Source organism: Streptomyces sp. NBC_00341 (genome assembly GCF_041435055.1).
In the GTDB taxonomy this organism is placed as follows: domain Bacteria; phylum Actinomycetota; class Actinomycetes; order Streptomycetales; family Streptomycetaceae; genus Streptomyces.
On sequence record NZ_CP108004.1, the window covers coordinates 1 to 19,868 of the forward strand.

At 67.6% G+C, this 19,868-nt stretch carries 20 protein-coding genes; 8 read left to right on the forward strand and 12 right to left on the reverse strand.

Going from position 1 to position 19,868, the window contains the following annotated elements; translation table 11 throughout:
• Positions 1-1,008 precede the first annotated feature (1,008 nt).
• The 7 genes from OG892_RS39585 to OG892_RS39615 form a co-directional block, all read right to left on the reverse strand.
• The gene (locus OG892_RS39585; protein WP_371631829.1) at positions 1,009-1,182 is read right to left on the reverse strand and encodes a hypothetical protein; all 174 of its coding nucleotides are present in this window, start codon (positions 1,180-1,182) and stop codon (positions 1,009-1,011) included.
• Positions 1,183-1,468: 286 nt separating this feature from the next.
• A complete protein-coding gene (locus OG892_RS39590) occupies positions 1,469-2,230 on the reverse strand; it encodes a hypothetical protein (protein ID WP_371631830.1) in 762 nt (253 codons plus the stop codon).
• A complete protein-coding gene (locus tag OG892_RS39595) occupies positions 2,221-2,562 on the reverse strand; it encodes a hypothetical protein (protein ID WP_371631831.1) in 342 nt (113 codons plus the stop codon). The genes OG892_RS39590 and OG892_RS39595 overlap by 10 nt, the downstream gene beginning before the upstream one ends.
• A gap of 849 nt (positions 2,563-3,411) precedes the next feature.
• Positions 3,412-3,999: a hypothetical protein gene (locus OG892_RS39600; RefSeq protein WP_371631832.1), complete on the reverse strand. Its 588-nt coding sequence runs from the start codon at positions 3,997-3,999 to the stop codon at positions 3,412-3,414.
• Between the two features lie 3 nt (positions 4,000-4,002).
• The gene (locus OG892_RS39605) at positions 4,003-5,349 is read right to left on the reverse strand and encodes an acyltransferase (protein WP_371631833.1); all 1,347 of its coding nucleotides are present in this window, start codon (positions 5,347-5,349) and stop codon (positions 4,003-4,005) included.
• Between the two features lie 478 nt (positions 5,350-5,827).
• Positions 5,828-6,091: a hypothetical protein gene (locus OG892_RS39610; protein WP_371631834.1), complete on the reverse strand. Its 264-nt coding sequence runs from the start codon at positions 6,089-6,091 to the stop codon at positions 5,828-5,830.
• 693 nt (positions 6,092-6,784) lie between these two features.
• Entirely contained in the window at positions 6,785-6,970 is a 186-nt protein-coding gene (locus tag OG892_RS39615; RefSeq protein ID WP_371631835.1) for a hypothetical protein, read from the reverse strand.
• 575 nt (positions 6,971-7,545) lie between these two features.
• On the opposite strand from OG892_RS39615, the gene OG892_RS39620 reads away from it, so the two are divergent.
• Positions 7,546-7,857: a hypothetical protein gene (locus tag OG892_RS39620; RefSeq protein WP_371631836.1), complete on the forward strand. Its 312-nt coding sequence runs from the start codon at positions 7,546-7,548 to the stop codon at positions 7,855-7,857.
• A gap of 149 nt (positions 7,858-8,006) precedes the next feature.
• Entirely contained in the window at positions 8,007-8,198 is a 192-nt protein-coding gene (locus tag OG892_RS39625; RefSeq protein WP_371631837.1) for a hypothetical protein, read from the forward strand.
• 217 nt (positions 8,199-8,415) lie between these two features.
• Here OG892_RS39625 and OG892_RS39630 read toward each other — a convergent pair whose 3' ends face one another.
• On the reverse strand, positions 8,416-10,647 hold the full coding sequence (locus tag OG892_RS39630) for a transporter substrate-binding domain-containing protein (protein WP_371631838.1): 2,232 nt from the start codon (positions 10,645-10,647) through the stop codon (positions 8,416-8,418).
• 93 nt (positions 10,648-10,740) lie between these two features.
• On the opposite strand from OG892_RS39630, the gene OG892_RS39635 reads away from it, so the two are divergent.
• The gene (locus OG892_RS39635) at positions 10,741-10,989 is read left to right on the forward strand and encodes a hypothetical protein (RefSeq protein WP_371631839.1); all 249 of its coding nucleotides are present in this window, start codon (positions 10,741-10,743) and stop codon (positions 10,987-10,989) included.
• 267 nt (positions 10,990-11,256) lie between these two features.
• Positions 11,257-11,691, forward strand: a complete 435-nt coding sequence (locus tag OG892_RS39640) for a helix-turn-helix transcriptional regulator (RefSeq protein WP_371631840.1) — start codon at positions 11,257-11,259, stop codon at positions 11,689-11,691.
• On the opposite strand, the gene OG892_RS39645 is transcribed toward OG892_RS39640, so the two are convergent.
• A complete protein-coding gene (locus tag OG892_RS39645) occupies positions 11,681-13,114 on the reverse strand; it encodes an NPCBM/NEW2 domain-containing protein (RefSeq protein WP_371631841.1) in 1,434 nt (477 codons plus the stop codon). The two genes, OG892_RS39640 and OG892_RS39645, sit on opposite strands and share 11 nt — an antisense overlap.
• A 260-nt stretch (positions 13,115-13,374) precedes the next feature.
• On the opposite strand from OG892_RS39645, the gene OG892_RS39650 reads away from it, so the two are divergent.
• Positions 13,375-13,524, forward strand: coding sequence for a hypothetical protein (locus tag OG892_RS39650; protein WP_371631842.1), 150 nt, complete (start codon positions 13,375-13,377; stop codon positions 13,522-13,524).
• A 315-nt stretch (positions 13,525-13,839) separates the two neighbouring features.
• On the opposite strand, the gene OG892_RS39655 is transcribed toward OG892_RS39650, so the two are convergent.
• On the reverse strand, positions 13,840-14,103 hold the full coding sequence (locus OG892_RS39655) for a hypothetical protein (protein WP_371631843.1): 264 nt from the start codon (positions 14,101-14,103) through the stop codon (positions 13,840-13,842).
• A gap of 456 nt (positions 14,104-14,559) precedes the next feature.
• On the opposite strand from OG892_RS39655, the gene OG892_RS39660 reads away from it, so the two are divergent.
• A complete protein-coding gene (locus tag OG892_RS39660; RefSeq protein WP_371631844.1) occupies positions 14,560-14,715 on the forward strand; it encodes a hypothetical protein in 156 nt (51 codons plus the stop codon).
• A gap of 347 nt (positions 14,716-15,062) precedes the next feature.
• Here the strand turns inward: OG892_RS39660 and OG892_RS39665 are convergent, their stop codons facing one another.
• Positions 15,063-15,227, reverse strand: a complete 165-nt coding sequence (locus OG892_RS39665; protein ID WP_371631845.1) for a hypothetical protein — start codon at positions 15,225-15,227, stop codon at positions 15,063-15,065.
• Between the two features lie 923 nt (positions 15,228-16,150).
• Here OG892_RS39665 and OG892_RS39670 point away from each other — a divergent pair.
• Both OG892_RS39670 and OG892_RS39675 read left to right on the forward strand, forming a co-directional pair.
• Positions 16,151-16,936, forward strand: coding sequence for a ParA family protein (locus OG892_RS39670; RefSeq protein ID WP_371631846.1), 786 nt, complete (start codon positions 16,151-16,153; stop codon positions 16,934-16,936).
• On the forward strand, positions 16,936-17,751 hold the full coding sequence (locus OG892_RS39675; RefSeq protein ID WP_371631847.1) for a hypothetical protein: 816 nt from the start codon (positions 16,936-16,938) through the stop codon (positions 17,749-17,751). Before OG892_RS39670 ends, OG892_RS39675 begins: the two co-directional genes overlap by 1 nt.
• Before the next feature lie 113 nt (positions 17,752-17,864).
• Here OG892_RS39675 and OG892_RS39680 read toward each other — a convergent pair whose 3' ends face one another.
• The gene (locus OG892_RS39680) at positions 17,865-19,769 is read right to left on the reverse strand and encodes a DUF2637 domain-containing protein (protein WP_371631848.1); all 1,905 of its coding nucleotides are present in this window, start codon (positions 19,767-19,769) and stop codon (positions 17,865-17,867) included.
• Positions 19,770-19,868: the final 99 nt, after the last annotated feature.

The window sequence follows — 19,868 nt, forward strand, 5'->3', positions numbered from 1 at the left end:
GCCCGGAGACACGACGCGACGGCCCTACGGGCCGTCAAGCTGCAGGGTGCTCCGCACCCTGGGGTGCCTTCGGCGCCCTGAGGCATCATCACCTTCGGTGACGATTTCGGGCCTTCGGCCCGTGGGTCCGGCCTCCGGCCGGCCCTGGGCTGGCTACGAGAGAGGGTGGCCGGTCCGGCTATTTGTGCAGTTCAGACCCTGTTTTTCGATGTGCTCTTCGTGGTCCTGGTCCTCGTTGCCAGTCCCCCGCGGCTTCCGTCCCTCGGCCGCTTCCGTTACAGTATGCTCCCATCCCTGACCATCCGTCAAGGGCACCGGCCCGAGGCCGGCCCTCCCCCTGAGGTGCCGGCACCCCTTCCTGACCAACCGCCAAGTGGTCTACACCAACTTGACCCATGGGGAGGGATATAAACCCTGATGACGACACGTCAATTCCACTAAGGCGAATGCTGAAAAGCCTTCTGCGGGGAGGGAATCTATACCTGCGAAACCACCTCCATTCCCCGCTACCAACACGGCCAGGAGCCCGTGTACAGCGAGGATTCAGGTTCCCGCAGCGGACGCGTCCACGGTCCATTGATCGGCTGGGAGAACAACGCAAATGGGGTGCAAGCCAGTTATGCGGTGGGCGCCTCTTTTGATTTCAGATGCCGTATGCGGATTTCGCTTGCGCGCTCGTCGCTCGTCGCCGGTACGTCAATCTGGTGACGTACCGGCGGGGCCGCAGACGTACACGGCGACCGCGGCCGGGACGGTGCCCAGCGCTGATCTGAGCGAGTGCGGCGAGCGCCTTACCCCGGCTGCATCTGCGGCCACCCTGGCACCAACGAGTCCCGGGGGCCGGACGACGCTCCCCGGACCGCTGAGCGCCAGCGACGCGAGCAAGCAGCTCAAGACCCCCGCCCCGCCACTCACCATGCAGTCGTGAGTGGCGGGGCGGGTGGTGAGTTCCACTCACCACCCGCCCCGCGCCCCACCCGCCGGCCACCGTGCCCGGCGGGTGGGGCGTCACCGGACGGCGATCGGGACGACCACGGTCGCCAGGAGGGTGGCGCCGACGAGACCGACCGTCAGTGGGGCGCGCCATGCCGGGTGGCGGTATGCGAGGTAGATGAGACCGGCGACGAACATGACGGCGACGAGGACCAGGAGCACGACGACGAGCAGGACGAGCGAGGACATGGCAGAGGTCTCCTGACAGTGGGCCGGTCCGTCCCGGCCGGACGGTGACCGCACCATGAGGGAGGCAAGGGTTAGCCCCGCAACCCGCACGGCGTCCCCTACTCGACCGCATGAACCCCGCCTCAGCCCAGCATTGAAATCGGTAGTGCCACGACCGAGTAAACCGGGTGTCTTGTCGTCAGACGCCTTGTCCGCACGCTGCGGAGGCAGGGCGGATGCCACAGCATGATGGAAGCCGCCGGACCGGCAATCATCCCTCGCCGGTCCGGCCCGGCAGCAGCCGGCCTCAGAACGCCGTGGCGCCAGGCAGCCAGGGAGCGACCTTCGGGTTCTCCAGCGCCCTCAGCCGCCGCCAGACGAACACCCACGTGTCGAGGCTGGGACCGTCGACGCCGCACGCCCGCAGGAACGCGACGTACCGCTCGTAGTCCGGCAGGGACTCGCCTCGCAGCATGTCGCTGATCGTGCTGCGCCGCAGAGCCGACTTGCTACGCCGCTCCAGCTCCCGCAGGGACGGGGAACCGCCCCAGACATGCACAGCCTTGAGCGCCAGCACCATCTCCTTGACGCTCGACACCCGAATCGGATCGGGCTGCCCGAACGCCGGCACCGGCTGCACAGACTGCTGATACTGGCGCGCCTCCGATGCGGTCATCATCCTGGGGCTCGGGACGACGGTCTCGCCGTTCCTGGTCCGTACGAAGGTGTAGGCCTCATCCGCGAGGGAAGAGCGCGATCGCTGGGACGCTTCATGGAGGCGAAGGCCCTGGAGCTTTACGCGGGAGTCTTTCCCCATGCCGAGGGCCAGACAGATCATGTCCAGCTCGTCACGCCTCGGTACTCGCCGCCCTGTGAGCACGTCGCTCACGCGGGACGAGGGCAGACCGGCTGCGTCCGCGATGTCGCGTACACCGATCCGCTTTTCGTCCCCCCCTCTCGTATTCATGTACTCGATCCACGCACGCAGAGCCTCGGCCACGGTGTGCTTACTGAGGTCCGCGGTCTCCAGAACGTCCTCAAGGACGGGGAAGCGACGGGTTATCGCCATGCGAGCTCACCCCCGGAGCGGAAGAGCTGCTTGACACCCTTGTACATGGCGGTGACGGCGACGATGAGGACTGCCACCAACAGCTCGCCCGCGATCTCGGCCCCGTGCCCGGCGTGCCACATCCACGCGAGAGCGGCCGTGGTGAGGACGAGAACCACGGTGATCACGATCTTGCGAACCCAGCGCAGGGCCCGGCGGAAGCCGAACCCCTGGGTCGCCTTGGCCCCGACGACGCATCCCTGAGGTACGGGCGCCGGAGCCAGGGGCACCGGCATCGGGACGGGCTGGACCACCCAGCCGAATCCCGGGACAAAAAGCCACAAAGACGACATGAACCACACTCCTGCTGATCTTCAAGCCTGGACGGAGGTGAAGCAGGGGGTTAGCGGGCCCCCAGGGCGCCAGCGTTGGCGTCCTGCTTTCAGATTGCCTCACGCGGACTGACGGTTCCAAGTCGGTTTTCTCACTTGCGTCGACGTCCCCAATAGGCGTCAACACCGTTGCCACGGAACACTCCTGACAGGACATAGGGGAACTGCCGGGCAAAGCGTGTGACCGCATCGGGAGGCAGGACGCATTGCCGTCCGAAGAGGCGCTCAGGGTGTCCGGCGGACAGATGACAGGAACTCGAAAAGGGCCGCTCACGGCAGCGAAGCCGTCCAGATCCGTCCGGAACCGTCCGGAGGCGTCCGGGAGCGTCCGAGAACCGGGAATTTAAATTCCTCAACCCGCACTCTGGTCTCCGAGCCCGCTTCGCAGCCTGGACGGACTCACGGAGGCGGCGTTTAGCGGCACCACCTCCCATCAACGTGACGAGCATCACATGTGGGCGGCGGTTCGTACCCAGCGTACGGACCGCCGCTCACGTGCGTCTGCACCTGGCCACCCCTGGGCCCCAAGACCGCCAAGTCCCGGCGTCACCCCGCGCCTGGGGTGCGATCGCGGGGCGACGGTGCTGCCCGGGACGAACACCGGAACGTGGGGGTACGGGAAGGTGACTCCTCAAGGTGACGTACGCCGACGACCACCAGGAGCACGCCGGGATCTCCGGGCCGGTGGGTCACCGGCCCGCCCGGGAGACTCCCCGGACGACACCAGCAACACCAGCGATGGCAGCGACGATCGTCCGGATGCCTGCGGGTGTTTTCGTGTCGGGTGGGGCTGGTGTGGTCTGCGTGCGTTCAGGCGCCGATTCCGATGGAGCCGACGTATGCGTATGCGGCGTAGTCGGAGTCAAGGTCGGTGATGATGTCGTCCCAGATCTCGTCGAGGGTGTCGAGGTCGCCCTCGGCCCAGGCATCGACCATGTCGTCCCAGACGTACCGGGCCTGCACGGAGCGCTCGCTGATGTCCGGGCGGCGGTACTTCTCGCCCACGGCCGTCTGGTCCACGGGGTAGATCTCGATCCGGCGGCCGCGGCCGTCGTTGTCGAGGAGCCGCTTGAGCGCCCCTGAGCGCACCACGTTGTCCCTGCGGCGCTCCTGGTAGGCCCGGTCGATGGCGTCCAGCTTGGGGGCGCTGGGGCGGGCCCCGCGTTCCCAGGAGCGCAGCAGGCGGGTGCTGATGCCGTGTGCGGCGAGGACTTCGCGGCCGGGCCGGCTGTTGAGGTAGCGGAGACGGGCGGAGAGTCCGCGGTTGGTCGTGACGGGTGAGGCGATGCCGCCTTCCCGTGCGATGCGGTCCAGCTCGTTCGCGAGCGCCTGGGCGCCGCTCATGCCCTGAGCGCCGTGTCGCTGCCACTCGCCCCACAGGTCGGTTGCCCCGGCCATGGTCTACTCTCCCAGTGTGTAGATGGTTTTCGCCTTGACCTGGGTCAGGTCGCGGCCTTCTGGGAATACCTGCTGCCAGTCTCCGGCGACGTGCAGTTCGTCGGTGCCCGACATTTGAACGACCGTCAGTCCTGACGTGTGTGCTTTATGCGCTTTCAGCCACAGGTTCGCGAATGCCTGGGAGCGGATGATGTGCATCCAGTCGGGGCGCCGGATTTCCCGGTTCGCGCTGCTTTCTCCGATAGTGGACACGAACTTAGAATACATGGATTTTACGTATTCCAGGGCCAGTTCGTCATTGTTGGAAATGGCTTCCTTGCGGACTTCCGCGAGCGCTCGGCGCATTTTCTCCAACAGCCCTTCCGAGGCGCCGGATGTCCACGATTCGTGAATGACCGGGGCCTCACAGAGGCCGAGTTTCGCGCAGCGCAGGAGCAGCCGGAGCGTGGGTTCCGTGACCCACAGATCCCCCTGCTCCTTCCGCGCGCCGAGCGGTGAGGGCAGGTCCGGCTGCTCCCAGACGGCCGGAGTGACCCGGTGGACACCGGAGCGCTTCGCGTCGTGGCGGTCGCCCTCGGAGCGCACCAACTTCCCGATCGGCAACCACGTCTTGAGTGCGGACAGGTAGGCGGCGTTCATGTCCAGGGCCGTCACCTCCAGGCGGACGTGCCCGCCGCGTGCGGCGCGGTGCAGCTCCTCCGAGCGCCATTTCGGGCGGGCCTCCCAGACCTGGTCCGCACCCTTCTGGCGGGCCTTCGTGAGGATGTCGGCGGTGGGCGGGAACTCGCTGTGTTCGTAGCGGCCACCGACCCGGGAAGCGGCGAACAGCGCCATCACGTCCGGGACCGCCGACTTGATGAGTGCGGCCCGCGCGGCGGCCAGGTCCCCGTCGTGCGCGGCCAGCTCGTCCTCGACGCGCCTGCGGACACGATCCGCGAGCGGGCCCGCGGGCGGCGCCACCCGCTTCGGGGCCGGCGGGGCGACGGGCGCCGGCTCCGAGGGGGCCGAGGGCGGGGTCGCGGCCGGAGCAGGGGCCGGGGCGCGCACGGGTGTCGGTGTCGGTGTCGGGATGTCGAGGGGCACGAGGGTCTGTTGTCCGCCGGTCGCGATGCGGTCCGCGGGCAGCTTCGTCAGGGCGTGGGTGGGGCCCGCGAGGAGATCGAGCACGGGCATCCCCCAGTGGGCGGCGAGGCGGTCGCAGTCCGTCAGCGTCCACGACGCGATCCCCCGCTGTCTGCGGCTGATCTGGCCCTGCGTCAGCCCCAACGCACCGGCCAGGACCGACTGCTGCTCACCGGTACGGTGCGCGATCGCGGCCACCGTCACCCTCAGCGTTTCCTCAGTACTCATCACCATGAGCACACCTTATCCAGAAAATGCGAATTACGCATATGAAATGCGAAATAACCATTTCCCTGTTTGCTCGCACACCCTCCGCCCAGCAGGTGCGATGGGGACGGTACGGAACCAACTGACGTACTGGGCAGGCACCGCCTGTCCGGCCGGCCTCCCGGTGCACCGCGGAGATGCGGCTTCCGAGGAGAAGGCCGGGGCGCGGTGCTGGAGCCGGTCGGGCGGGCCGATGCGGTCCGCTGCGCCCGGGACGTCTCTCGGGCACCTACTGCATCGCAGGCCGGAGACCCGCAACACGAATGAGAACTCATACCGCAGGGCGAAAACGAGCCCGGAGTCCCCGGCCGGGGACGTCCTCGCCGTACCGGGGCCGCGGAACTTGAGGACGACGCCCCCTTGGCGGCCCGGCACAACCACGGGGGTCAAGGGGGCCACCGCCTGCGATCCGCCTGCCCGTGCCCGGCCCGATCGGTGATCACCGTCGACGGCCCATCAGGGCCATGGAGACGAACGGAGCGGCCACCGTGCCCGCGGCGGCCATCATGGTTGCCATCACCGTGATCGGAGTCGCGGCGCCGGGGCGCAGCCAGGCGATGAGGCCGACGCCGACGCACAGCCCCATGACCAACAACGTGATGAGGACGGCCAGGACGGCCACGACCCACGGAGCGGTCGAGGGCGACGAGCCTGCGGGCGGGACGGACGTGGTGGTGGGCGGCTGCGGAACGGGCGTGGTCATGGATTCCCCCTGGGTTGAATGACGGGAGCAGCTGGTGGTGCGCCCCTTGGGTTCGGGCTGGATGCGGAGACAGCAGCGCCCCGCAACGGGCGGGCCGGGGCGGGGCGGGTACCGAAAGGACGGTGAGCGAAGGGCCAGCAAGCAGCGCAAGCCCGCTCAGCATGGACATAGGAAACGCCCCATTCAATGCCTGACCTGGTCTTCCACTGGCCGAGCAGGACTTGGATGGAGCGCTGATCACAGGTACGGGCGGGCCTCACAGCGGCTTGCCGTGAATTAGTAATGGGGCGCTGAAGGCAAAATGTGATGCCGTGCGACCGTGGCGCAGGTCACAGATCGTGCGAGGCGCTTCACGAAGACCAGGGCGAGCCTCCGAGTTCAGGCCCCGGGCCGGCCTTCCTGGCCGAGGCGATGACCGCACAATCCAGGAGGCGAGGGCTAGTTCCGCAACCCCCGGCTCCCTCGACGTCGCGGACACCGTTGCCACACGTGGCCCGGTGTCACGCGTGCGAGCTGGGCAAAGACCAAAAAAACCCCTGGTTCCCCCGCATGTGCTGCAGGCATGGCAGATGGCGGCGTGCTCCTGGTCGTACGTCATGCCGGTGACGTACGACCAGGGGAAGAGACGCATAGAGCCTTTGGGGGCCCGGGATGCTGGCGTCGACTTGGCCGCTGCGGTTGCGGGGCTGACGCTCACCGCCGACGGCTCATCAGGGCCATCGTGATGAACGGGGTGACCAGCGTGCCTATGGGGCTCATCACGGCCGCCATCACCGTGATGGGGGTCGCGGCGCCGGGCCGCAGCCAGGCGATGACGGCGGCAACGCCGCACAGCCCCATGAAAACCACCGCGCCGAGCACGGCAAGGACAGCCACCACCCACGTGGCGGTGGAACGCGCCGCCGGCACAGCGGGTGGGGCAGGCGGAACGGGCGGCTGCGGAACTGTCGTAGACATAGATTCCCCCTCGGGGCAGGACGACGGGCATGCAGCTGGTGCTGCACCCCTTGTGCTCTGGCGGACTGCGGGAACGAAAAAAGGCCCCGGCGGGAAACCAGGGCCTACTCATTGATGCGGGCACAAAAAAAGCCCCCGTCAGATGAAAAGACGAGAGCTCGTTGTCTGCGGACAGACTGGTGGTGCAGTTTCATGAACCCCTGCGGGCACGCCAGGGCCGTGCACCACTATCCGGGACCAGAGCCGCCCGGTCAAGCCCTTGTGGACTGCTGGCAGTTGGGCCGGAACTGACACGGGGCGGTCGGCTGAGCACCTAAACCTCCATCGCACGGACGGAGGGCGTAGCCGTCAGATGACGGAGATTGTAGATCAGCCTCATTACAAACCGCTATAGGCGCTGCGTGCTTCCGTCGAACCGCGTGTCGTGTCAGCCGCGCGACCATCCGCCGCCGTGAGGCCGGCGCCCTGCCTGGTGCGGTCGAGGACCCGCACTGCGGGTGGCTGATCCCAGTGAAGGATCTGCTGGCCGCCGGGTCCCACCTGAACACCCAAGCCCCACCCGACAAGACGTCCCTCCCCCGCCGCCGCCCCGTGACCGGTCTGCGGACGAATGGGATGGTCTCAGCGAGTCCGCCGCCTACCGCGAGATCGGCGAGTGGCCGCTGGCCACGGAGATCTCCGAGGCGTGCGAGCGGCCGGCCCCGGACTCGCGCGTCCGCGCCCTGCTCGACGTCGCCGAGGCGCAGGGACACGAGCCGGTCGCCCACTGGTACGCCGAGCTGCGCCGTCACGGCCAGCAGGCCGGGTAACCGCCGACGTAGTCGCCAACCTCGGTGACTTCCTGCGCACCGGCACGGAGCCAGAACGGCTGGAGCTGGAACCGCTGTTCGCACCCCGCCAACTCCCGGCCAGCATCGAGTCCGGTCCGGCCGGGCAGACCTCGTTCCCAAATTTGGGAATGCGCGCCGACAGCACCACCCAGGCCAGGGACGACCGGTGGAACCTGAGCGCGGACCACGTCGCCCAGCTCAGCGTGTGGCCCACCACCGCCGGGATCAGCCCCGAGCGCGCTGCGGACCTCCTGGTGCAGCACCTCACGGCCGATGGCTGGCCACTGCGGGAGTGGATCGCCAACCGCGCCACGGCATAGACCCTCGGTGGGGTAATACAGATGAGGCCCGGGACGGTTGGTGCGCTCTGCCCGTCCGTCCGGCCTGTTCTGCGTCGGGCCCTGCTCTACCTGGCCTTTTGGTAGGAACCTGACGCAGCTGGCTACGCCGAAGCCCTGGGCTGTGGAGGGCGAGAGGGTTCGCTGATCTGTTCGCATGGTGGCGTCGGGTATCGGGGGCTCTCTCGAAAAGTAATTCTTAAAAACATTCCGAGTCGGGGATATTCAATGCTCCCGGGGCACCTGAGATTTCTCCATACAGGCTCCTCACCCCTGCCTTTCCTACTGCTTTCATTGCTTCACAAACCCTTGCCTTCAAGGCAGGGCTGTTCTTCTTTAGCCCAATTCCATACATCTCCGGGCGGTCGAATCCATCTCGAACGATCTCGAGTTCATCCGGATGCGCCCTTTGCAAGCCTTCCAGAATCACTTCATCCGAGGTGACTCCGTCGTATTTATATGTTCCACTCGCATCCTTTTCCAACAGGCCGCTCATGCACTCCGAGTAATCGACAACGGGGAGCACTCCGTTGAACCCAGCCCCCTTTAGGTACTTTTCGGAGCTAGATTCTCTCGCCGTACAGATAGGAACATCAGACCCCCCGTCTTCTTTCAACTCGTCGATGGAAAGAATTGTTTTCGAGGACTGCTCCCCGAATGTATTCCTGAACTCGACGGCGTTCTTTCCGTTCGCTTTCCGCATCATGATTTTCTGCTCAGTCTGGTAGTAAGGTCCGACGAAGTCGACCTCATCCCCCCTTCCGCGCATTCCGTAACTCCCAATAAACATTTGCACGGCCCCGGAATTTAGCTTCATTTCGCGCCTACCGGTTCCAACGGGCTCGAATTTAACTTTGCCGTCAGGTACTCCTATTCCTTTTGCGATGAGTTTAGCAAACTCAATCTCGGCGCCTTGCCATTCCCTGCCATCGTACACACTCAACCCGGGCTGATTGTCTTTTACTCCAATTACGAAACTCCCTTCACCTTTAATCACCTCGTTGAGTACGTTCAGGGAATCATCTTCCTTTTCGGGGCTAGGTGAGGCCGAGGGGCCGGGTGTTCCTGAACTGCTTTTTACGCTGGGGCCGGGCGCCCCTGAACTGCCTTTTGTGCTGTTTTCCTTGAGCTGGTCCCAGGCGAGCAAGCCGCCTCCGGCCAGGAGAGCAAGGCACGCGGCGCCGACCAACGCTGTACGCAGGCCGGCGCCGTTCCGGCGCGCGGTCCCGCCCGTCGGAGGAACGTTGCCGCGGCCGGGGCTGCCGGTGTTTCCGGGCATGACAGCAAAGCCTTTCGTGCGAGTAGCGGAATCGTTGACCGGCCTGTCCGCGGACAGGCCGGGGACGGGGTCAGCGCTGGCCGGAGGGGTGGTGTCCGCACTGTCCGTGGACAGGTCGGGCACCACCTCACCGAAGACGATCCGCACCCCCGGCGGGGCGGGCGGCAGGGAGCCGGCGATCTGCTCGCGGGCAGCGTCCAGTTCGGCGGTGTAGATATCGAGCTGGGCGTCGGCAAGCTCGAGAAAATCCTTGTACTCCGGCGGCCGCGGCGCTGGCAGAAATCCGGGATCCTCACTGCCGGGGCCCTGGGAGGCGTCCCCTCTGGTGAGCTGCCTGGACGCCTCGGCCCGCAGGACTTCGGCTTCCTGCTTCTTCTGGACGGCGCAGTTCAGCCTCTCTTCGAACTCCGCGCGCTGCTGCTCGCTCTCGGCCAAGCGCTCCATGACGTCATCAAGGAGCCGCTGGTTCTCGGCCTCGCGTTTCCTGTTTTCGGCCGCGCGCTGCTCATTGACTGTCGTTTCCACCTCCTGCAACCGCAGGAGTACCCGGTCCCGTTCGTCTCTCAGGTCCTTGCATTCCTGGCTCAGCTCGGTCGTCACAAGAAGGACGACGCGGATGAAGCCGTCGATGCCCTGTTCCGTCGCCTGTACTCTCCTCCGGCCCTGGAGGGGGTCGTTCATGCTCGTCACGTAATCACCCGGCATGCCCGAGGTCGCGTCGGACGACCTGGCCGCCAGACGAGCCGCGTCCTGGGCCGCTCTCAGCAGTTCATGCCCGCGCTTCAGGTAAATCCGCTGCTCCCGCAGGGGAACCAGCTTCTTGACGATCTCGTCCAGCAGCGTCGGGTAAATCAGCTTGCGGCCGTTGAGGAGTTCGTTCCAGTGGGTGCGGCCGGGGCCGGTAACAGGGCCGGGGAGACTGCGGAAAAGGCCTTCCAGCTGCCGTAAGGACCGACCACCCACGCGGGCACGTAGCCACTCCGCGAGCTCGTTCGCCTCAGGGGTGTCCCCGTCGGGCGGGGAACGCCGGGCATGCAGCCGACGGGTCGGCTGGTCTTCGTCATGCACTGACACTGCCTTCGTAAAGGGGTCGGATCTGTCCGGGTGTCCTGTGAGTCCGTCCGATTTCAAGGCCGTGACCTGCGCGGACATACCCGGAGCGTGAACGGCCAGAAACGGCCATCAGAACACCAACCCAGTCTGGTCTTCCACCCGTTCCGCAAAACTGGCCGGAAGGAAGTTGCCATGCACAAGCGTTCCAACGACCGTGCCCCTCTCCTCCTCCGCAGCAAGCCCGTCATGGGCATCGCCCTGATGGCACTCGGAGTGACACTCCTCGAGCTCGGGCTCCCCGAGAACTGGATCGACCTGGCCGCGCTCACGCTCGCCGCCCTGACCACGCAGCCGGCTGACACCACCCCGACCCGCCCTCCCGCCCACAACCCCCGGCGCAAGAACCGCAGCACGAAACGACGCACCCCCCGCAACAGGTGACAGGCCCACAGAGGAACCACCTGAATCGATGTCCTCCGCGACATCTTGGCCCGCACCAAGCCCAGGCAAAACCGGTCCAAAGACCCCCTACGCCGCCGGCCATCAGCCGTTCTGACGGGCCGTGGGTGCGGGAGGGCGACGTGCCCTGATCGGTGCTCACGCGTGGCAGCCACGCGCCCGACCTGCCCGTTCGCGCCGGAAACCCTGTGTGGGACTCAGGCGTGGCAGCGTGGCAGTGGAACGGGCGGCCCGGGAGGGGATGGGCGCATGAGTACGCGTCCGGTGCTGACCCAGCGCGAGGCCGCCACCGCGTGCGGTGTGAGCCGCACGACGATCCGCCGCCGCCGCGGGGACGGTGATCTGCCCGGCGCGGTCCAGGACCCAAAGCGCGGGTGGATGGTTCCGGTGGAGGATCTGCTGGCCGCCGGATTCCGGCTGGACGCACCGGCCGGCCCGGATGCCTCGCCGTCCCCGCCCGGGGACGGCGAGCACCAGGACGTCACCGAGCTGGAGCACGCGCACGCCCTGGCGCTGGCCGAGGAGCGACACGGCCGCGAACTCGCGGAGGCACAGGTCGAGCATCTGCGGGCGCAGCTCGCCACGCAGGCGGAACACATCGGGGACCTGCGCCAGGCGCTGGCCGCGCTGATGCCCGCACCGGAACGGAAGGTGGTCGGCTGCTGGTGCTCTTCTACTTGGTGAGGACGGGGTCGATCCACGCACCGACTGCCGACGTGAAACCACCGATGGTGGGTTGTTTCACGCTGAGGGTGACGCGGAAGGCGTCGCGCAGGTCGATGGTCATGCTCTCTGTGTCTTGGCCGGGCCCCATGGTGATCTCCCGCTTCTTCTTGTCATCGACCATGATGGTGAAAACGATGGAGTGCCCGGAGACGGTCTCGTCGGACACGCCGAGGCGGGTGACGAGCGAGGTGTACTTGTAGTCGAGTTGCCAGGTGGCGCTTGCGTCGGATTCCTGCAGGGTTGTGGGGTAGCCCCGGGCGTTGACACGCACCTTGCCGGTTTCGTACTTCTCGGGATCGTCGTCGTCCAGCGGCGCGAGGTCACGAACGAGAGACCAGGTCCGCCCCGAGGGTGGTGAGAACGACGGCTCGGGGTCAACGGAGGCCGAGGGCGTCTGCACCGTGTCCGTCGGCGTCGGCGTCGGCGTCGGCGTCGGCGTCGGCGAGGAGGCGGCGGGCGGCGGCGAGGAAGCGGAAGAGGCGGGTGTCCCGGAGGGTGACGCGGTCCCGCCGGCCGTGTCGCGCCCGTTGGTCGCCCAGACCCCGATCGCAGCGCCCCCGCCAGCCAGCAGCACGACAGCCAGCGCACCGCCGATCAGCACAACAGCACGCCGGCGCACCGGCCTCGCCTCCGGGGAAAGTCCGGGCGGACCGGACGGCATGGGAGGCGGCGTCACGTGGTGCAGAGCGGCACCACTCCCGGATGACACCGGGACCAGTGCGCCCGCCCCGTCGGCCTCCTCGAGTACGGCCAGACGCACACGGCAGTCGTCCAGCTCGGCAACCAGCTCGCCGCGGCGGTGGACGAGCTCGTTGCGACGCTCCGCCAGGAGCAGGCCCTCCTCCTCGAGCTGGTGCTGCCTGTCCTCACCGTCCGGGCCCACCGGAGGCCAGGCACGGCGGATCTCCTCCTCCAGGTCCGTACGCAGCTGGTTCTCCCGCGCACGGACCCCGGCCAGCTCCTCCACAAGCCGGGCAAGCGCCTCCTCGCCGTCCAGGAGACGCAACAGGAGGGAGTTCTGGTCGCTGCCCCGGACGTCGGCGCCGGTGTCCACCAGGACCTGGCGGTAGGCGGTGAACAGCTCGGTCCTGCGCTGCGGGCCGGCGGGGTCGTCGGTGCGGCGGGTGACTTCGGTGAGCAGGTCGTGGAGGAAGTCCCAGGCGGGCAGGTTGGTGCCCAGGGTGTACTTGCGGACCGTGGAGTCCTTGTACGCGGGATAGCGCTGGGCGAACTCACGCGAGCTCAGCCCCGTCAGCGTCAGCAGGGCGCGCAGCCGGCTGCCGAACTCGGCCTTCAGCCGGTCCCTCTCCTCGCGTGCCTCCCGGCGAGCCGGAAGACCGTCCCCGCCGCCGTCCCCGCCGCCGTCCTGGCCGTGTGCCACAGGTGCTCCCCCTTCACGGGGCGCAGGACCGGTCAGCCGCTGGTGTGCACCCCCACCACCGCGGTGCCCTCAGCCACCACGGTCCGGACCAAAAAGACGCCCCACTGGCGCAGTCGCCCACCAGCGGGAAGCCCCGCAACTCTAGAGCCAACCACCCCGCCCAGCAGGGAAATTGGCCAGGACGTACCGCCGCCCCGGCACGTCCTGGCCGATACCCGCACCACTGACCGGGGACCTGCACACACCGATGGAGGCTCACCATGACCCACTACCTCTTCACCGTCCTGGCCCTGCTCACCCTGACCGGGCTCTGCATCGGACGCCTCGCCTACAAGGACCCCGCCCTCGGCACGTCCATGGTCACCGCGACCACCGTCCTCGCCCTCCTCTACACCGTCCTCAACACCTGACAGGAACCCAGGCGCCGCAGCCCACCCGCGAACCGGGCCTCTGACGACACGCAACCTGTTGGGCAACCCGTCAAGCAACCTGCTGGGCAACCGCGCGTTCGCAGTCGGACAGCCGGTTACGTCCACGCGGGTGGGAACGAGCAAAAGCGTCACTGGCGATAGGCCCTGGTGCGGCACTACAGGAGCCCGGCAATGTCGGCAAGCCAGTAGCTGATCGGGTCGTCGGTATGGAGCAACAAGGGAACGCCGATCCCGGCGCCGGTGGTGGAAGCGTAAGTAGCCGGACGATGAAGGTGGACGTGCTGGATGTCGAGGTCAAGTTCGGCAAGTTGGTCCAACCCGTCGCTTGCTCGAGTTCGGCGGCCGGGGGAACGAGAAGCACGTCGTCACCGTCACGTAGCTGTCGAACGCAGCAAGGACGCCATCTTCAGGAACGTCTTCTTCAACTTCCGCTGTTGCGGAAACGGGCGCGCCGAGAAGGGCACGGCGATCAAGCTGCAGGTCGGCGGCAAGATCGGCGAAGCTGCTCCGCTTCGTCTCCGAGATGAAGTACGCGGACGGCCAGGTCGTGGACGACATCACCGCCTTGGCCCACATCAAGTTCGGCTGCCTGAGCAAGTAGACCGTGAACTGGGACGACGCGCGTCGTTGCTGTGCCGAAGGGCGCGTTTTTGCTACCTCCCGGCACGAGTTCACCGTACGTGGGACTACCTGGGCGACATTTCTCTCAGAGCTCTGACCTGCATGAAGGTTGTCGGTGCCGTGCTGTATCGAGCGGCACTGCCAACTGGCCCGCGATTAGTGGGGCGTCGGGTTTGTCGGTGCCGTTCCGTAAGGTGCTGTCAGGCCCTGGCAACGACCGAGGGAGACGCCGTACGGCGGCCGGCAAGCAGGCCGTACAGCAGTCTCCCTCACGTCTGCCGATGGGTTCCGTCCGATCCCGCTGTAGAGAGAAGAGGCCCCATGGCAGTCCCTGATGTGCCCGTTTCCGGCACTCGTTCTGACGGTACCCGAGAGGACTGTCACTCGAAGTGGATGGGCTGGGCAATCCTGTTAGTCGGCGTGCTGTCCATGGCCGGCGTCGTCGTCCTGGCCCTGACCGACCGCCCGGAGGCCGCAGTGGCCCTCGGCTCCACTGCGGCGGCGGTCTGCACCGCCACCGGCGGCGGCCTGGCCATGCACCGGCGATAGGGCAGACGTGGCGGAGGGCGGCACTCACACCGGGTGCCGCCCTCTGGCGTCCTGGTGCCGGGTCAGGCGTCAGGGGCGGTAGCCGCCCTGGATGAGGGCGGGCGCCGCCAGGTGAACTCGCTCGCGGTGGTCGGCCGGCCAACAGCCCCTCCTGGATGGTGGCCAGGGGCACTGCCGGTTCGGCGGCCTGACCTCAGCTCGCATTTGCCCTGGTCAGGGGCGTGCTCAAATATTTCGCTTCATTATTTCGGGAAAAGTTCAAATCACGTGTGACATTTCGAGGTACTAGGGGCTGTGCGGTGTAGTCCTCGACTACTCATGGGGCGACGGGTTGTCCTCTCCGGTCCTCAAAGCTTGAGGACGAGGGCGAGCGCCATGAACGCGACGCCCGCCACGGTGATGGCGGGAATCAACGCGGGGTAGCTCACTGCGATGAATCCGACTACAACCGTGCCGAGGAGTGCGGTCACGAGGCGAGTGTCCGGCTCGCCGGGGTTGGGCTGCTGTTGCATGAGTCCTCTATTCGGTAGGCGTGGCCCCGCTTCAGGGCGCACGGGGGTAGGGCGGTGGCGGTGCGGCAGGAAGGTGCCCCTACCCGGTCAGTGGGTCGGCGGCGGAATGCGTCCTCCTAACCCCGGTGGGAAGGGAGGTTCAGACTGAGCAGTTCGTTCGTAGGCTTGAGCACGGCGGGCAGGGACGGGAGGGTGCTAGATGTGCTTACGGGCGTCGGACACCAAGCTCCGCAACCTCGCCCCCCGATAAGGCCCGATCACCAGCAGCGTCGGACCCCCGGTGATGCGAGCCTCAGCAAGGCTGAAAACGGCATGAAGACCTCCAGATACGCGAAAACCCCCCGGCGGCCACCGGAGGGCACTTGGGTTTTCATTAAATTAGGCAACCAAAAAATGGACCCAGACACACTTGTGGCGATGAAGGGTCCATCTTTTCAGGGTAGGCGAAACCGCCCCCCTGACTTAATCAAAGAGTACCGCCGAGCTGATGACACGTCAAGCACCAAGCAGGCTGGGGGAATTACGACGATCTGAACCTTTCCATCCTAGCTGGCATCACCCGGGGACCCGCCTAGCCGAGACCGGCGGGCACGACCAGCACGACGACGCGGCCGCGCTGCGCGGGGAACTGCGCTCACTGACGACCGGTATCGCTCCGCGAGCTGACGCCCCTGCTGACAGTTCTCCAGATGGGCCCCACCGAGATGGGGCCGACTGAAGTCAGGTTCGTGCGCTGGGTGGCGCAGGCTGAGGCAGCAGTCAATTCCAGCGGCGCTTTGGTTGGAACCACAGTTCCGAGGGTTCGCTTGGCAGGGTCGTTCGGCGGGGTGGCTGCGTGCCATGTCGGGGGCCTGGCAGGCTGTGGCCTGGTCCGAGTAGCCGCGCTAGGCGGTGAAATCAACGGGCAACTGAGAGGCCACCGGATGACTCAATCGACAGCTGTACATCAGGTCACAGGCAATGCGGCCCGCACCGGTCGGGCCGCGAAGGTGATCGTCGTCATCCAGCAGAAGGGCGGCGCGGGCAAGTCGACGATCGCGGTGAACACCGCGGCGTGCGCGGGTCGCTCGGCGGTGCTCTCCAACGCGGACGAGTCCGTCGGCTCCCCCGTCGTCGCGGCCGGCATCGATGTCCAGGGCACCCTGGAGAAGTGGTGCGCGACCGTACGCGAGGCGGAGCTGCCGTTCGACTACGTCGTCACCAAGAGCAAGCTCGGCATCCTCCCCGGCATCGTGGAGGACCCCGAGCGGCGCCGGGTCATCGTCGACACCCCCGGATTCCTGGACGTCGATCCCGATGCCGAGTGGGGTGCGGACCCGCTGGGCGAGAGCCGGACGGCGGACGCTCTGCGCGAGGTCCTGGAGGTGGCGGACCTGGCGCTCGTGCCGGTCACTCCGTCCAAAATCACGTGGGACGAGTGCGAGTTCACGATCGAACGCGTCCTCAAGCCGCGGGGTATTCCCTTCCTGGTCGTGATCAACATGCACGACCCCGGCAAGGACCGGGACGAGAAGCAGCTGAACAAGGTGAAGAAGTGGATCGACGAGCGGAACTACCCGCGCGTGGCTGCTCCGATCCGCCGCTACACGATCCACGAGAACGCCTACGAGAACGGCACGCTCGTCACCGAGTACAAGATGAGTGGCACCGCGCTGAACGCACGCGAGGACTTCATGCGCGTCGCCCTGACGATGGAACAGATGCTCTGATGGGACGACAGATCGACACGGGCGGGCCGCAGGGCCCCGGCAAGCCGGACACGGCGGCAGCTCTGGCACGCGCCATCGACCAGCTGCCGACGAAACAGCTGTCCGACACCCCGGTACTGATCGCCCAGGAGCGCGAGCTCCTGGTGCGGTGCGAGGCCGCACTGGAGAACCTGCGGATCGCGTACTGGGCAGCGGGCAAGGCGCTGCAGGTGGTGCGGGACGGCCGGCTGTACCGGGCAACGCATCCGTCCTTCGAGGGCTACTGCAACGAGTTGTGGGACATCACGCCGCAGTACGCGAACCAGCTGATCAAGACGTGGAAGATCACGGAGAAGCTGTTCGAATTGGTTCACGGAAAATCGAACGATCTGGAAACTGTAGTTTCTAAGAAGCTGGGCATCGCCCAGGCCAGGGAGCTGGTCTCCCTCACGGAGGAGCACAGCGTCGACGCCGCGGCCCTGCTCTACCTGGCACTGATCCAGGTGAAGCGGCTGGCCGTCACGTCCGACATGGTGAAGGGCGCCGTCCAGGCGCTCCCGCCCGAGGCGGCCGGGAAGAAGAAGGCCACCGAGGAGGCCGTGCTGGCGTACCTGGCCAGCATCGAGGACAAGCCGACGCTGCCTTCGGCGAGGGATCCGTACAAGGCGCTGGCCCGCGTCACGAAGAAGCTCAGCCCTGACGCGGTCCAGGCGGCGATGGAACTCAACCCGTCCGGCACGCGCGTGATGGTGCGCGAACTGATCGAAGCGCTGTCCGTGTCGGCCGGCATCGAGGTGGAGATCAAGCCGTCCGCATCTGAATCCGCGGCAGCCTGACGGCTCCCGCCTGCACGGTCGAGTGGGGCTCTCTGCCGACGATCCCCGTGAACCGTGATGGGAGGCCCCGGGGCGATTGCTGCGCCCCGGGGCCTCCCGCTGTTCATGCTCGGTCAGACGGTGATCTCGGTCTGGCCGGGGATGGTGACCGGGGCCGCCGTGGGCGCGGCGGTGAGGTCGGGGTCGGTGTCGGGGTAGCCCTGGGCGATGAGTTCCTGTGCGGCCTTGCGGTAGGTGGAGGCGGTGGAGGGGGACGCGCCGCCGAGTGCGGCGGCGATCTGCGCTCCGTCCGCAGCCGGGTTAGCGAGCAGCACGCGGGCTGCGACGCGGGTTTTGATCTGTACCGGGGTCAGGTCCGACAGCGCCTCGCTCTGCGCGGCCCGCGCCCGTGTTTCAGCGGCCAGCCGCGCCAATTCGGCGGCCTCCCGCTCGATTGCGGCGGCCCGCCGTCCGATCACTGCGGCCTCCTCCTGGTCGGCGGCGGCGGTCTTCGCAGCGCTGGCCGCGCGCGCCTGCTCCTGCATTTCCTGGGCCTTGCTCCGCTCCTGCGCAGCCTTGGCGTCCGCGATCCGGGCGGCCTCTTCGGCGGCCTTGCGTTCGTTTGCGGCGGTGGCGGCCTGTGCTGCGGCGGTCCGGCTCTTGGCTTCAGCGGTGCGCGCGGTCTCTTCCGCGGTCTCTTCCTGGGCGGTCCGGCGCTCCTCCTGCGTGGCGACCCGGCGGGCCGCCGCGAGGGTGGTCTGCGCCGCCAGTTCGGCGGCGGCGCCGGCCCCGTCCGCGGTGGCCTCGGCCGCGCGGGCCGCGCCGCTCGTCTCAGCGCGCAGTACCGCGAGCTCGCCCGCCAGGCGGGTCTCCTCCGCCTCGGCCGCCAGTACGGCCAGGCGCTCGGCGTGCTCGTCCTCACGGGCCTGGCGCTGCCGCTCCCGCTCGTCCTGGCGGGCCTGGAGCTCCCGTTCGCGCTGCTGCTCCTGGCGCTCCCGCTCCTTGCGGTCCTTACGGTCCGCCTCGGCCCGGTCCTGGTCCTCCTTGAGCTGCCGCTCCCGCTCCTGCATCAGGGCCGGGAGGGCGCGCGCCTCGTCCACGGACACGCCGTAGCGTGCGAGGAGCCCCGGCATCCGGTCCAGGACACCCACCCGGTCTACGGCCAGGCCCGCCTCGATCTCCTCGCGATGCTTCAGCCAGATCTTGTAGACCGCCAGGTCACGGACGTGGGTCCGGGCCTCGGCATAGGTGGACGGCCAGGTCTTGGCGTGCCTGAAAATCTTCCACGTGGTCGGCAGGCGCAGCACCCAGTCGGCCACGGTCAGCCGGTCTCCGGTGTGGGCGCCGGCCTCCAGCTGGGCGGTCCGCACGATCGCCCACCGCGCCGCCTCGGTCAGCAGCACATACGCGATGGGCATTCCGGCGTGGGCGAGCAGGCGGGCGGGGTGCTCGCCCAGAGCGTCCGTCAGCCCCGGCGAGCCGGGCGCCGATCCGGCGGCCGCGGCCATGTTCAGGGCGATCGTGACCGCGGTGATGGCGTGCGCCGCCATCCGCACCCACGGCCGCGCCATCCCCTTCCACGCGAGCACCAGATCGATCGTGTAGAGGGCGATGATCAGCCCGTCCACCCCGACCGGAAACGCGTAGCTCTGCCAGTCCGTCCCGAACCCCCAGCCGACCGCCGCACTGCGCAGCGCCCCGTACGAGAGGGCGAAACCGATCGTCGCAGCGGCGAGTCCGGAGAGGACCGCGACGACGGCGAGCGGGATCATCAGCTTGCGATGCCGCCCCGCCGGCCGCTGCTCCGTCTCCCCCACCGCAACGTCCGCCGTGACGTCAGGGCTGGGTGCTGAAGCGGTGGTGGCGTCCGCTGCAGTGACCGGCTTGGTCACCGAAACGGCCGCGCTGTACGTCGCAGCGGCCGGGCCTCCCGCCGAAACGGGGCTCTTCTCCATCGTGTTCGTCATCGGATCCTGCATCCCGGCATCTTCTCCCGTCACCGGCATGGCCGGAGCGGGCGGGTACGTCGTCTGGGTCACGGGTGCCTCCACTGCATAGGACTGAAAGCGGGCGAGTGCCCCGGGCCGGAGTCGATCCGGCAGCATCACGCTCTCCGGCCATACGGCCGGCCCGGGGCG